Origin of the sequence: Bartonella sp. B1099 (assembly GCF_944801835.1) — a bacterium.
Classification (GTDB): domain Bacteria; phylum Pseudomonadota; class Alphaproteobacteria; order Rhizobiales; family Rhizobiaceae; genus Bartonella.
The window spans coordinates 147,095-161,415 of record NZ_CALYLN010000001.1; the positions used below are offsets into that span (position 1 = coordinate 147,095).

Below are 14,321 nucleotides of genomic sequence, written 5' to 3' on the forward strand. Positions count from 1 at the left end.
TTCTTAAAAAAGTAATGAGATATGATTTATAAACGACACAATCGATTGATTATCTTAAAAAGGATTAGCTCCATGTGCTCTGCAACGGTATCCCGACTTTTTACCTTCTTTATCGTGGGTATCATGCTGATGCCATCCCCTACCTACAGTAAAATAAGCACGGTGACTCATACAAGTTCATTTACAGGTGCTTATTTAGCTGGAAGGGTTGCAAATCATGAAAATAAAACAGATCTTGCGATCAATTATTTTAAACAGGCACTCGTTTATCAACCTGATAACATTGAAACACAAAAAGAGCTCCTTGAAGCTATGCTCTCAGTCGGAGACTTTAAAGAAGCTGTGCAACAAGCTAAAAAACTCAAAGAGCAAGATGTTATAACTCCCTTTGTTTCCTTAACGTTGTCAATAGAAAGTCTCATTAAAAAAGACTATAAGAATGCCAAGCTTCTTCTACAATTAAAAGAACCTCCCACAGCCAATAACCCAATACCTGAACTCATCGGTGCTTGGATTACATTTGGATCTGGGCAAAAATCTCAAGCAATTGCTGATCTTAAGAAGCTCAAAGGTCCTGTCTGGTATGAGCTTTTTATATCTTATCATCTAGCACTTATGAGCGACCTTGCAGAACGACCACAGGATGCAAAAAAATATTTCATTAAAGCACTGAATAACAAACAGGGCACTCTTATCGCTCCTAATACCTATGAACGTATTATTATAGCCTATGCTTCATTCCAATTGCGCCATAATATGCGTAACCAAGCTCTTCAGACAATCCAGCATGGCGAACAAATGTTGTCAGCTCGAGAAGTTTTCCAAAACTTTCGAGAAAAAATTGAAAAAAATACTTTCTTAGAAAGGTTGATTAAAACACCTCAACAAGGAGCAGCCGAAGTGTTGTATAATTTTGGAACAGCTCTCAACCATAAAAACTCAGGACGTATTGCACGTATTTTTAAACAATTATCTTTCGCCTTATATCCTCAAAATGACGCAACACTGTTTCAACTCGCACATATTTCTGCTAAACTGGATGATCTTCATCAAGCCATTAAACTTTATCGCGCTTTATCTCCTAAATCTCCTTATTATAAAGATGGACAAATCCATCTTGCATTCCTTCTTGCCAATAACAACAATTACAAAGAAGCAATAAAACTACTGACGTTGTTAAATAAAAAATTTCCCAATGATCGTAACATTTTGATAACGCTCGTTGCTTTTTATATGCAGGATCATAAATTTCTTGAAGCTACTAAAACTCTAGACTATGCGATTGCTCAGATAAAAAACTTTCAGCAGGACGATTGGAAACTTTTTTATCAGCGTGGTATTGCTTTTGAACGTCTAAAACAGTGGCCAAGAGCAGAAATTGACTTGCGAAAAGCCCTTGAATTTTTCCCAAACCAGCCGCAAGTTCTGAATTATTTAGCCTATTCCCTTGTAGAACGAGGCGAGAAGCTTGAAGAATCACTCCATATGCTACAAAAAGCTTCTGCTTTGCAAGCGCACAACAGTCATATTCTCGATTCTTTAGGATGGGCTTATTATAAACTAAAAGAATACAACAAAGCAGTCCAAATATTGGAAAATGCTGTCAGATTACAACCTGAGGACCCAACGCTGAATGATCATTTAGGAGATGCCTATTGGAAAGTTGGACGTAAACGTGAAGCAATATTTCAATGGAATCACGCAATTGACGGAAAACCAGAAAATTCTAAACAAATTCAAGAAAAATTGAAATTTGGTTTGCAATAAACAATGCTTAACCGTAAACCACATAAAATAATAAACAGAGAGACTAAAATTTCTTTAGGTGCTCTCTATGTCATTCAATATTTAAAGAGTATAAAGCGTGAAACTGCCTGAGCATCTTAACCCCAAACGTTCTTTTCAGGGACTCATCTTAACTTTGCAAAATTATTGGGCCCACTATGGATGTGCGATTTTGCAACCTTACGATATGGAAGTCGGAGCTGGAACTTTTCATCCAGCAACAACGCTACGCTCTTTAGGTCCACGGCCTTGGAAAGTTGCTTATGTCCAACCCTCTCGGCGTCCAACAGATGGCCGATATGGTAAGAATCCAAATCGTTTACAACATTATTATCAATTCCAAGTGCTTCTCAAACCCTCTCCGCTCAATCTACAAGAACTTTATATAAAGTCGCTACAAGCTATCGGGCTTGATACAAAACTGCATGATATTCGTTTTGTTGAAGATGACTGGGAAAGCCCAACCCTTGGCGCTTGGGGACTCGGATGGGAATGTTGGTGCGATGGGATGGAAATCTCTCAATTTACTTATTTTCAACAAGTTTGCGGCATTGAATGCGCCCCAGTTTCAGGAGAGCTCACATATGGTCTTGAGCGTCTAGCGATGTATATCCAAGGGGTTGATAACGTCTATGATCTTAACTTTAATGGTTTGGAGAAAGAAAATAAAATAAGTTATAGAGATATTTTTCTACAGGCAGAACAGGAGTATTCATACTATAATTTCGAATTTGCTGATACGAAACTGCTCCACCAACATTTTATCGATGCCGAACGCGAATGCAATGCACTTCTTAATGCAGGAAAACCCAATAAAGAAAATGCATTCCATCGCTGTGTTTTTCCTGCCTATGATCAATGTATTAAAGCGAGCCATATTTTTAATCTTTTACAAGCACGTGGCGTTATTTCTGTAACTGAACGACAAAATTATATTCTTCGCGTTCGTGATCTCGCACGCCGTTGTGGGGAAGCTTTCTTACTCACAGAAGCTGGACAAATATATACTGGAGAAGCCTAATGTCTGATCTTCTTCTTGAACTTTTCAGTGAAGAAATCCCTGCACGTATGCAACGAAAAGCTGCTGCTGATCTTAAAAAAGCTGTTACAGATCAACTTGTGAATGCTGGTTTGTCCTATAAAGTTGCTCGTGAATATTGGACGCCCCGTCGACTAACATTGGACATACGTGGGCTTTCTATACGCTCAAAAGATATCTATGAGGAACGCAAAGGTCCCAGTACAAAATCACCACAGCACGCAATTGATGGTTTTCTCCGTGCAACGGGGCTCAACGATATTTCTGAAGCGCAGATTGGACATGATGATAAAAAAGGTGATTTTTATATTGCTAAAATTGTAAAAAAAGGTAGGGCAGCAGAAGAAATTATTGCCGATATTTTACCAGATGTTATTCGCAACTTTCCGTGGCCAAAATCTATGCGTTGGGGAAAAGATTCCGCAAAAAGTGGTGCTCTAAAGTGGATTCGACCTTTACAAAATATTCTTTGCGTCTTCGGACCAGAAATTGGTGAAACGCATGTTATTCCGTTTACAATTGGCCCTCTTGAAAGTAACAATCTCACTTATGGTCATCGTTTCTTAAGTAACGGAAAGCCATTCCAAGTGCGCCGCTTTGATGATTATGTGATGCAACTTGAAGCCCATAAAGTCATTCTGGATACCGAAAGACGAAAAAATATTATTTTAGCAGATGCCCAAAATCTTTGCTTTGCAAACGGTTTAGAACTGATTCAAGACAACGCTCTCCTAGAAGAAGTTGCTGGTCTTGTTGAATGGCCTGTTGTCCTTATAGGTTATTTTGACAAATCATTCCTTGATATTCCTCCAGAAATTATTCGCTTGACCATTCGAGCCAATCAAAAATGTTTTGTCACCCGTAAACAAGGAGAAAAAGTAAAACTTTCTCATCATTTTATTCTTGTTTCTAATATTCTTGCAAATGATGAAGGCAAAGAAATTTCGAAAGGAAATAGTAAGGTTGTCTGTGCCCGTCTTTCGGATGCCCTTTATTTTTGGCAAACAGATCAGCGTGATTTGCCCGATATTCAACAATTGGAATCTTCTGTCAAAAAATTTGATCTTGATATAAAGAAACCTCTCGATCAAAGAATGGCGCGACTTGATCATTTGAATGTAACTTTTCACACCAAATTAGGGACGCAAGGTGCAAGAGTAGAACGCATCGCTAAACTCGCACAAAAAATTGCACCTTTGATACACGCAGATCCTCTTTTAGCAAAACGTGCAGCAATTCTTGCAAAAGCTGATTTACAAACGGAAATTGTCGGAGAATTTCCTGAACTACAAGGGATTATGGGGCAAAAATATGCCCTTCTTCAAGGAGAAGATCCTTGTGTAGCTGTCGCAATTGAAGAGCATTATAAACCTCAAGGACCAACAGATCGACTTCCGCAAGAACCACTTGCTATAACCATTATGCTCGCCGACAAAATTGACATGCTGGTTGGCTTTTGGCTCATTAATGAAAAACCAACGGGTTCGAAAGATCCCTATGCATTAAGACGAGCAGCCTTAGGAATTATTAGGCTTGTCCTTTCTCGGGACTGGAAAATCAATCTTATGCCACTGTTTCAGTTGGCAACGAATCTTTTCGTACAACAGAAAAATAAATATGAAAGCTCTCAACAAGAAAATCCACAATTGCAGAATTTTCTTCCAGAAAAAACAGAGTATATTTTATCAGATCTGTTATTCTTTTTTCATGATCGTTTAAAAATCCATCTAAAAGAGGAAGGAGCTCGCTACGATGCTCTTGAAGCCATTTTAAATAAAGATTCTGATGATTTTTTATTGGTTGCACGTCATGTCGAGTCTCTTATCGCTTTTATCAATACCCACGATGGAATGCACTTTGTAGCCTCTGTAAAGCGTACTGCCAATATTCTTGAAAATGAATTTCAAAAAAGCACAACAATAATAAATGAAATTACTCCTGAGCTTTTTATTGAGAAAGAAGAAAAGCAGCTCTATCATGCAATCTGTGAAGTAGAAAGAAAAGTTCTTGCGCCCATCAATACAACAGATTTATCGTTTGCACTCGATATTTTAGCGCCGCTTGGAAAATTGATTGATCTCTTTTTTGAAAAGGTATTGGTGAACGATGAAAACCCTAGTGTTCGTGCGAACCGCCTAGCTCTTCTCAAACGTACTCACACAATTACACAAGCGGTTGCAGACTTCTCAAAACTTGTCCTTTAAAACTAAAATGTCCTATGAACTGATAAAAATAATAGAGATAAATTTTTTTATTAATGAATATTTTAGAATATTATAAAGAATTTCCCCGTGGAATTCACTCTAACTTTAAAAAGCAGTAGAACTTTTTATCGTCAATGATACTTCATACTGAATCATAACACTGAATATCGTAAATTTTTATCATCACAAATCTTCTCCTTTCGTATTAAAATGATTGGAGTCACTCTTTTGTGCACACACAAGTTAAGTTAGTGTGTGAATAACATATCGAAGAAAAGAGTAAAAGTGCTCCTCATGAACGGTGCTAAGTACTATTGTACAATTAGGAGAATTGCTCAAGTAATATCGGTACGATTGGTTTGCACTCTTATTAAAATAAAAAGAGGATCATGCTCCGTAGATTTATACACTTTACGGGGCCGCTAGTTTTCATAGATGTCGTCGTAAAATGAAGGAGTAATATACGTTGAGAAATGTTTCTCCCCTAAAACCCCTCAACATAAAAGCAGTTGCTCAATACAAAAATCGTCACAATATCTTAACTGATAATATAATAACAGTGCTCGCTTATCGCTTCATAAACATAAAGACAATAGCGCACCTCATTATAATCTTCATGAAGAGAATCAAAAAATGAACCTAAACTAGGGAACACAGCCCTTCAAACTCAATGCACAGCCAACTCAAGACTGGCATCACCACATAATAGATAAAGAATTTGATATGGAAAAAATTATGCACCTAAAAAAGCAATTTTTTATCTCTAAAATGCCATTAATTAAGATACTTTTTCATTTTCCCCAATGATTCTTTCGAAAGAGCTTCTTTAACAAGTTCGTCTGCTCTGTTAGAATCTAATTCCTTTGCAATAAGGATACGTGCTGTAGAAATTGCCAAATCAATAGCTGATGAAGAAACCATGCGTATTGCATCCGCTTCTGCTTGAGCAATTTTTTGCTCTGCCAGTTTATTGCGGTTTTTTACATATTCTTCTGCTTTTGTACGAGCCTCAGCAATCACGGATTCAACTTCATGCTTTGCCGCTGCAATAATCTCTTGCGCATCTTTTTCTGCTTCCGCGTGTTTGCGTTGATATTCAGCTAATATTTCCTGTGCCTCTTCACGAAGACGTAGAGCCTCATCCAGCTCATCTTTGATACGCTTCGCACGTGCATCAAGATGATGCAAAACTTTCTGCGGAATCTCGAAATAGACTAAAAGAGCCACAAAAAGAACTAATCCAACAAAAGCCCAAAAAGTATCACTCATCTTTGTCTTCCTCAATAATCCGCAGTTTTAACAACTGAACGAACAGCCTCTTTGCTGATATCAACATCAATCAATTTTTTCACAATTTCAAGGGCGACTTCTTCAGCGATAGAACCAACATTTTGCATCGCTTTATCGCGAATTTTTGCTATCTGTTTCTCAGCCTCTGCAAGCTTTTTCTCTAAACGCTCTTCAATTTCCTTCCGTTCAAGCTCCGCCTTTTGTTTTAATTCTTCACCAGCAGCCTGTGCTATGGTATGCGCTTTCAAACGCGCTTCTGCTAATTCACGTTCATAAGTTTCAACAACAGTATCTGCTTCCTGCTTCATGCGCATTGCCTGATCTAAATCAGATGCAATTCGATCTCGACGTGTTTCAATAACACCACCAATACGCGGCGCAATCACACGAGAGATAAACAGATAAAAAAGTCCGAAAGAAATTGCCAACCAGAAAAAATGCGAACTAAAATGAACAAAATCAAAAGGCGGAAACACACGATTTGCATGCTCTGCCACTTTCTTGATATGTTCTATCGACGTTTCAGTGTTCTGTGCATAAGCGCTGGAAACAAACATCTTTTTTCACCCTTTAAATAGCTTAAGCTCTCTCTAACCAATGATCATTGACGAACATTTTTCTGATTAAGAGCTAAAAGGGTAAATCTTTTCTCATAGCGAGAACAAACATACCCTTTTATGATGATTAAACCCCAAAAAGAAGTAATAAAGCAATGAGCAATGAAAAAATACCCAAAGCTTCTGTCACAGCAAAACCAAAGACGAGACGTCCAAACTGACTATCTGCGGCTGATGGATTACGTAATGCACCAGAAAGATAGCTCCCAAAAATATTACCAAGCCCTAAAGCTGTTCCAGCCATACCAAAGCAAGCAAGACCAGCGCCAATATATTTTGCTGCAAGCACCATTTCCATATTATTCTCCTTTAAAGCGAAATTGCACTATTCGACGGAAAACCGCCAATTTTATTAATGTCCTGGATGAATTGCATCATTAAGATACATACATGTTAAAACTGTAAAGACGTAAGCTTGAAGAAATGCAACCAAAAACTCAAGAGCCGTAATCGCTACAGTCATAATAAGGGGTAAAACCGAACCACCAACACCTACGATTCCTACCCCAATCATTGAAACAACAAACCCTGAAAACACTTTGAGCGTAATATGACCAGCAAGCATATTCGCAAAAAGACGAAGCGAAAGACTGATGGGGCGGGAGAGAAAAGAAATAATCTCAATCATTGTCACGAGTGGCAAAACGACGACAGGAACCCCACTGGGAACAAATAGTTTCAAAAAACTGACCCCATGCTTATAAAAACCATAACCAATCACCGTCAAAATAACCACCATTGCCAACGAAAACGTGATCATGATTTGTGAGGTCACCGTATAAAAATAGGGGAAGAGACCGATAAAGTTAGCAACCAAAATAAAAGTAAACAGAGAAAAAACTAAAGGGAAAAATTGCATTCCCTGCACACCAGATGATTCCCGCAGAGTCGACGCTACAAACTCATAGGCCATTTCTGAAAGAGACTGCATCCGTGTTGGAACCAATCCACGGCTTGATGATGAAATAAAGAGAAAAACAGAAGTTATAACAACCGTAATGACGGTAAACAATGATACATTTGTAAATGATAAATCCATATTCCCTATGGAAATCTTAATCAGCCGTGAAATCTCAAACTGATGAATAGGATCTGGAGCGTGCGCTGTCACTTCAACCTCATTTATCGGACCTCTCATTGGCCCCTTTATTTTGTTTATCTTGGCGCAATACGCCTTTTTGCCCTAATTGACCGGAGGAAACATACCCCACAGACCGAAGAATACTCAATACACCAGCAGCAAATCCAAGAAAGAGAAAAAACACCAATCCCCACGGCCATGAACCTGCTAACTTGTCAAACCCCACCCCCAAAACAACACCCACAATAACACTTGCCAGAAACTCACTGGAAAGCTTAATAGCATCCGCCATCCTTCCTTGTGATTTTTCCCGCCTATCCTTATGCTCACGCTTCCTTAATGCTTGCTTGCGCACTAAAGCTACGCTTAAGGCCTTACTACGATATTCCAAATCCTCTGAATGAAAACACTCTCTTTGCTTTTTCTCTTCAACCTTCTTGCGGCTTATAACGGGTTTTTCGCCCATCGCCATCATTGGCTCCTTCATCAAAAAGCAAAATAAAAATGCATCTCATAAAACCGTGTGCATCATATTGTTCCCGAATTTATTCGTCAAGACACTAAAAGAAATCTATCACCAATTATCGTATAAATTTTATCGCCTAAATAACATATTTTTCAATTCACATGCTTTTTTAAAAAGCTTCTATGAATAATATAAAACTCATAGGTCCACCATCTTTATGCTTATGAAAAGACAAGCAAGCACCATTATACACTTTTTTAACTCTAATGTTGCAACAACCCGCGTCTTTTAAAAAGCATAAAAAGCATTTGTTTTCTTTAATCGTTTTTACTCACACATCAAACCTACTTATGATGGTAAGAACATCATTTTAATTCATTCAATATGAATTTGTTTGAAATATGAAAGAATTTTATGATTTTCGACGTTCTTAAATCAATATAAAAAGTGATGATTTATCATAATAAATCAAAAGATTATAAAATTTAGAACGTTAAACATTAACACACTTGCACATCATCATTCTCGCTTGCAAACAAATGGAATGCTGTCTTATTTTCCATCAAAATCATATCTTTTCTTCCTATTCTTTAAATATTCTGAACATATGTGAATTCATATACACAAAAACATATAAAATATATCGTGTAATACTTTGATAAGAGTGCACAAACATAATTGATGTCTTCTTCTTGGTAACATAATAGACTAAACACCTCTTCACTGGTTGTGAATCAATTGCGTAGGCTTTACCCATCATGCGTTCATGAAAATTGATATACCATTGAAAGTTGAAAATAATGTGAAATCATTCGCTAGGTCTTGTACGTTAATACCTATTTACGGGCACCATCGTGAAATGAGCTTAGAAGCATAAAGAGATTTTTCTTTAAGTCTGCGATATAATGAATTACAATTTCAAATAGAGTACAACAAAACTCGAATACGATCACTATACCGTTTTATATAATTTAAATCTAATTTTTGAATCTCACACTTTAAAAGTGAATATTGTTAGATTCAGCGGATATTTTTACTTTTTATTAAAAAAAATCATCGCAAGCAAAAGTGCTTATGAATACTCTTTAGTTTTATGAAAATATAATTTAATGCTTCTCTTCAAATGAGTACCATCATTATATTCCCTCCCCTCATATTGCCTTTATTTTTACATTAAAATACACTCTTAAAAGGATTGTATGCTCTTTCTTCAATATTCCCTATTAAATTCTTCTCATAACATACAAATAAAGAAGCTTTATCAAGAAAAATTAAACTGAGAAAGTTCTATAGCACGCATGATAAATGATTATTGATTTATGAATACATTAAAATAAAGAGCTATCATTTCTTTTTAGAACATGTCGCAAAAGGATTGTCAGATGCGCGTAATGATAAGCGCACTGGAACACCAGACATATCAAATGTTTCACGTAATCCATTGACAAGATAACGCAAATACGATTGGGGCATGACTTGGGGACGTGAGCAAGAAATCATAAATCCGGGAGGACGTGTTTTCACCTGTGTGATATATTTAACCTTAAGTCGACGCCCCGAAATCGCAGGGGGTGGATGATGTGCCACGACAGTTTCAAGCCATTGATTCAATTTAGCTGTAGAAATGCGACGATTCCATACACGGTGCATCATCATGACATTTTCCATGAGTTTATCAATCCCTTGACCATATTGTCCTGATAAAGGAACAGCTCTCAAACCGCGAACTTGAGGAAGAAATCTCGCACATTTTTCATGCAAATCCATCAATGTGACCTGGCTATTTTCAATAAGGTCCCACTTATTGAAAGCAATAACTGGAACACGCCCTTCACGAATCACAAGATCAGCAATTTGTAAATCTTGCTTTTCAAAAGGCATCGTTGCATCAAAAACAATGACCACTACTTCTGCAAAACGAATCGCACGCAAAGTATCAGCGACCGATAGCTTTTCTAATTTTTCTTGAATTTTCGATTTTCGACGTAAACCTGCAGTATCAAAAAGTTTAATATGACGACCACCCCATTCCCAATCAACAGAAATAGAATCGCGGGTCAACCCTGCTTCTGGTCCTGTTAACAACCGATCTTGCTTCAGCATGCTATTGATAAGAGTGGATTTTCCTGTATTGGGACGCCCCGCAATGGCAATCCGAATAGGCTTGCTTTCATCGTAAATAAGCCCCTCTTCTTTCGAATTGTTTACATCATCACCAACAGATGCAGGCTGTATCGTCATATCTTCTTCTTTGTTGTTGCCCAAAGCGCGCTCTGCCCCAACTGCCTCTATAATGGCATCTCGAAGATCGCTAAGTCCCAAACCATGCTCAGCCGATATGAGACACGGCTCTCCCAAACCTAATGACCACGCCTCATACTCTCCTCCTGTTGCCGCTTTTGACTCAGACTTATTGGCAACAAGCACAATCGGCTTTCCTGATTTGCGAACCAGTGAAGCAAAATTTAAATCACTCGGTGTTATTCCACTCTTTGCATCAAATACGAATAAAACAAGATCTGCTTCATCAATCGCAGCTTTTGTCTGAGAACGCATACGCCCCTCAAGGGTGTGATCTCCTGCTTCTTCCAGCCCAGCCGTATCAATCACATCAAAATGTAGATCTTGAAGTTTTGCCGCATGAATACGCCGATCACGCGTCACACCAGGCTTATCATCAACCAAAGCCAATTTTTGCCCAACCAAACGATTAAAAAGTGTTGATTTCCCAACATTAGGGCGACCAACGATAGCAATGGTAAGGCTCATCGATTTATTCCTTATTTGCCTTGCCCTCAGCTTGCATAAGCTCAAGCATCATTCGAGCCCGATCTGTTATTTTTGATCCCAGCGCACTTTCTGCAGAAATTTTCTGAAAATAGTCAACGGCCTCATCAGTCTTCCCTGTTTTATAAGCAGCTAAGCCTAAAGCCTCTCGCGCAGACATACGCATAGGATCAAGGTCACTTTCCATATCTTTAACGCGCTTTTTGACATCATCCAAGGTCCCTGTATCAACCAAAATATAGGCTGCCCGAATTTTCGCAACTTTCCGCAAAATCTGCGGTGCTTTCTCATCCGCTGCAACAGAATCAAAGATTTCTACCGACTTGATAAGATCACCTTGCTCCATGCGTAAAGAAGCCTCTCGCAAACGAGCGAGAAAAGGATATCCCCCAAAGTTGGAATCTTTAACATTTTCCAATTGCTTTATCGCCTCATCAAAATGACGTGTATCCGCAAAATTAAGGCTTTTTACAAATGCATCTCCAATATGGCTGGCTTTCTTTATTTGTCCATGATGATAAATTTGATAAGCAATTATCATGAGAATGAAAAGGAGCACGGCCCCAATAATTAAAAAACCATACCGTCTCCAAAAAGCAAGCGCTTTTTCCTGACGAAATTCTGCATTAACTTCAGCAATAAAACTATCATACGACATATAACATACCTTGTAAAACAATTTACTTTCTACACTTTTACGCATAAATGAACAAAGATGGTAGCCCTCATTCACGAAAAATCTTTAAATTGCTCCGTTTATTCATTTCAAAGCAATATGTATTCCAATCGATGAGGCTTTTGCAACTGTATCAATATCAATTAAAAATGATGTAAATATCCTTTTGTTTCACATGACAATTTTTATATAATTTGAATTTATAAAAAAGACCACGACCTTAATGTCATGCATGCTTGTCTATAATGTTAACCATTCTTTCCTAATTCAATGTATACAAAAGACAATCTTTCAAAGTCCTTTGAAACAACTGGTTCCTTATCTTCGGTTGTAGAATGGCATTAAACATGCAAACTCTTTACAAAAAACTACAGCTCAATCTCCCTCCCTAAAACCAAATAAACAAATTTTCACTCAGGAGAAAAAATACTGGAGCGTTATTAAAAGTACGCTCCCCAAGCTTTAAGTAAAAATTTTTATACAAAGGGTATCCCTTCAACTTATCTTCATACGGTTAATAATCTTTTGGAATTGATCCTTAAAGCTTTAAAAAAATATCCTATTGTAATGGCCAAACCCACATAAGCATGGGAACAGCCACAATAATGATTAACACCGCCAAGGGAGCCCCCAAACGTGGATAATCACTAAAACGATATCCTCCTGGGGCCATCACGAGCATATTGCTTTGATGTCCAATAGGTGTAAGAAACTCACAACCTGCACCAATGGCAACAGCCATCAAAAAAGCTTCAGGCTTATAATGAAGAGAATGAGCAAAACTTGATGCGATGGGAGCGACCATCATAACCGTCGCGGCATTATTTAAAAATGGCGTGACCAACATGGCTGTCACCAACATCAGAGCTAAAGCGCCAGATGGCGGAAAAAATATTGCCAGTTGGCTCAACCATTGACCAATGAGAGCCGTACATCCCGTTTTCTCTAACGCTTCACTCACTGGAATAAGAGCCGCTAATAGGACTAATATTGGGCCATCTAATGCTTGATACAGATCACGCGCGGGTAAAACGCGAAAAATAACCATTGCAGCAGCAGCAGAAAAGAAAGAAAAAGCAACTGGCACAATATGAAAAGCCGTAAAAATAATGGCTATAAATAAAATGGCTAAGGATATAAAACCATGTCGTAAATTTCCAAACACAATATTTCGTTTTGCTAAGGGCAAACATTTCAGTTCCCTTAATAAATTCGGAATAACCGCATCTTGTCCTTGTAAAACAATTACATCTCCAAGATGAAAGATAATATCATCAAGTCTTCCCCGTACCCTCTCATGTTGACGACTTAACGCAAGCAAATTGACATTATAGCGATCAAAGAGGGAAAACTCTTTCGCACTAATGCCAATAAGAGGCGAATTATGCGTGATGACCGCTTCAATAATATCAATGTCACTGTCCTTATCCCCTGTAGAAAGAGTTCGCTTCTTAGAAAACTCTAAACGCGCAGAGTTCATCACACTATCTATTCCTGTATGCGATCCTTCCAACAAAACAATATCGTTTTCAGACAAAACAAAATCCGGTAGTGGCGAAATAGATACTTTATTTCTGATGATTTGAATCACCATAACATCACCACTTGATGGCTTAACCAAATCAACAATACTTTTCCCCACAATGGGTGAATTTACTGGAATATGCACTTCTACAACATAATTACGAATATCAATGGCATCATCAAACGATCCACCTGAGCGCACACGCACTGGCAAAAGCCAATAAAAACAGACCAAATATAAGACACCAACCGTTGCAATAACCGCACCAACTGGTGTAAAATCAAACATCGTAAAAGGTGTTCCCGCTAAACGTTCTTGCATCGCTGAAATAACAACATTGGGAGATGTTCCTATCTGTGTCATTAGCCCCCCCAACAAAGAACCAAAGGCCATGGGCATCAAAAAAACAGAAGGAGAAACCTGAGAACGACGAGCAAACTGAAAAGCGATCGGAAGCATAATAGCCAAAGCACCGATATTTTTAACAAACATTGATAACACGACAACAGAAAAAACCAAAAAAGCTAATTGAAGACGCACCGATTTCACATCTGGCCATATCCGCTGAATAATAAATTCCATTATACCAGAGCGTGATACAGCCGTACTGACAACAAATACACTTCCCACAATAATAACAATATCATTACTAAAACCGCTGAAAGCTTCCTTTGGACTGACAAGACCAAGAGCACACGCTATTAATAATGTACAAATAGCGACAAGATCATAACGAAATCGATCCCAAATAAACACAACCATCATGAGACCAATGACCGAAAAGGCTATTATTTGATTTTCTGTCATAACACTCACCTCTCCCCATTAAATTATAATGAACAAAAACATAA

Annotated in this window: 11 protein-coding genes; 3 read left to right on the plus strand and 8 right to left on the minus strand. The window is 38.0% G+C overall.

Annotated elements, in window-relative coordinates; translation table 11 throughout:
* Positions 1–72: 72 nt before the first annotated feature.
* The 3 genes from NNJ73_RS00670 (at position 73) to glyS (ending at position 5,028) form a co-directional block, all read left to right on the plus strand.
* A complete protein-coding gene (locus NNJ73_RS00670; protein ID WP_254492262.1) occupies positions 73–1,767 on the plus strand; it encodes a tetratricopeptide repeat protein in 1,695 nt (564 codons plus the stop codon).
* Between the two features lie 97 nt (positions 1,768–1,864).
* Entirely contained in the window at positions 1,865–2,806 is a 942-nt protein-coding gene (locus NNJ73_RS00675) for a glycine--tRNA ligase subunit alpha (RefSeq protein WP_254492263.1), read from the plus strand.
* The gene (gene glyS / locus NNJ73_RS00680) at positions 2,806–5,028 is read left to right on the plus strand and encodes a glycine--tRNA ligase subunit beta (RefSeq protein ID WP_254492264.1); all 2,223 of its coding nucleotides are present in this window, start codon (positions 2,806–2,808) and stop codon (positions 5,026–5,028) included. The genes NNJ73_RS00675 and glyS overlap by 1 nt, the downstream gene beginning before the upstream one ends.
* Before the next feature lie 774 nt (positions 5,029–5,802).
* On the opposite strand, the gene NNJ73_RS00685 is transcribed toward glyS, so the two are convergent.
* The 8 genes from NNJ73_RS00685 to NNJ73_RS00720 all read right to left on the minus strand — a co-directional run bounded on the left by NNJ73_RS00685 (position 5,803) and on the right by NNJ73_RS00720 (position 14,277).
* On the minus strand, positions 5,803–6,297 hold the full coding sequence (locus NNJ73_RS00685) for a F0F1 ATP synthase subunit B (protein WP_254492265.1): 495 nt from the start codon (positions 6,295–6,297) through the stop codon (positions 5,803–5,805).
* Positions 6,298–6,308: 11 nt separating this feature from the next.
* Positions 6,309–6,875, minus strand: coding sequence for a F0F1 ATP synthase subunit B (locus tag NNJ73_RS00690; RefSeq protein ID WP_254492266.1), 567 nt, complete (start codon positions 6,873–6,875; stop codon positions 6,309–6,311).
* A 127-nt stretch (positions 6,876–7,002) separates the two neighbouring features.
* On the minus strand, positions 7,003–7,233 hold the full coding sequence (locus tag NNJ73_RS00695) for a F0F1 ATP synthase subunit C (protein WP_005773968.1): 231 nt from the start codon (positions 7,231–7,233) through the stop codon (positions 7,003–7,005).
* A 54-nt stretch (positions 7,234–7,287) separates the two neighbouring features.
* Positions 7,288–8,046, minus strand: a complete 759-nt coding sequence (locus NNJ73_RS00700; RefSeq protein ID WP_254493181.1) for a F0F1 ATP synthase subunit A — start codon at positions 8,044–8,046, stop codon at positions 7,288–7,290.
* A gap of 7 nt (positions 8,047–8,053) precedes the next feature.
* Entirely contained in the window at positions 8,054–8,488 is a 435-nt protein-coding gene (locus tag NNJ73_RS00705) for an AtpZ/AtpI family protein (protein WP_254492267.1), read from the minus strand.
* A gap of 1,338 nt (positions 8,489–9,826) precedes the next feature.
* Positions 9,827–11,251 (minus strand): ribosome biogenesis GTPase Der, encoded by a 1,425-nt coding sequence (gene der, locus NNJ73_RS00710; RefSeq protein WP_254492268.1) that lies wholly within the window; start codon positions 11,249–11,251, stop codon positions 9,827–9,829.
* A gap of 4 nt (positions 11,252–11,255) precedes the next feature.
* A complete protein-coding gene (locus tag NNJ73_RS00715; protein ID WP_254492269.1) occupies positions 11,256–11,927 on the minus strand; it encodes a tetratricopeptide repeat protein in 672 nt (223 codons plus the stop codon).
* Between the two features lie 577 nt (positions 11,928–12,504).
* Entirely contained in the window at positions 12,505–14,277 is a 1,773-nt protein-coding gene (locus NNJ73_RS00720; protein WP_254492270.1) for an SLC13 family permease, read from the minus strand.
* Positions 14,278–14,321: the final 44 nt, after the last annotated feature.

What these genes read in the sequence shown, in the direction of transcription:
- NNJ73_RS00670 (WP_254492262.1), top strand. Translation starts at nt 73, where the DNA reads ATGTGCTCTGCAACGGTATCCCGACTTTTTACCTTCTTTATCGTGGGT.
- NNJ73_RS00720 (WP_254492270.1), bottom strand. Translation starts at nt 14,277, where the DNA reads ATGACAGAAAATCAAATAATAGCCTTTTCGGTCATTGGTCTCATGATG.
- der (WP_254492268.1), bottom strand. Translation starts at nt 11,251, where the DNA reads ATGAGCCTTACCATTGCTATCGTTGGTCGCCCTAATGTTGGGAAATCA.
- NNJ73_RS00695 (WP_005773968.1), bottom strand. Translation starts at nt 7,233, where the DNA reads ATGGAAATGGTGCTTGCAGCAAAATATATTGGCGCTGGTCTTGCTTGC.
- NNJ73_RS00715 (WP_254492269.1), bottom strand. Translation starts at nt 11,927, where the DNA reads ATGTCGTATGATAGTTTTATTGCTGAAGTTAATGCAGAATTTCGTCAG.
- NNJ73_RS00690 (WP_254492266.1), bottom strand. Translation starts at nt 6,875, where the DNA reads ATGTTTGTTTCCAGCGCTTATGCACAGAACACTGAAACGTCGATAGAA.
- glyS (WP_254492264.1), top strand. Translation starts at nt 2,806, where the DNA reads ATGTCTGATCTTCTTCTTGAACTTTTCAGTGAAGAAATCCCTGCACGT.
- NNJ73_RS00705 (WP_254492267.1), bottom strand. Translation starts at nt 8,488, where the DNA reads ATGGCGATGGGCGAAAAACCCGTTATAAGCCGCAAGAAGGTTGAAGAG.
- NNJ73_RS00685 (WP_254492265.1), bottom strand. Translation starts at nt 6,297, where the DNA reads ATGAGTGATACTTTTTGGGCTTTTGTTGGATTAGTTCTTTTTGTGGCT.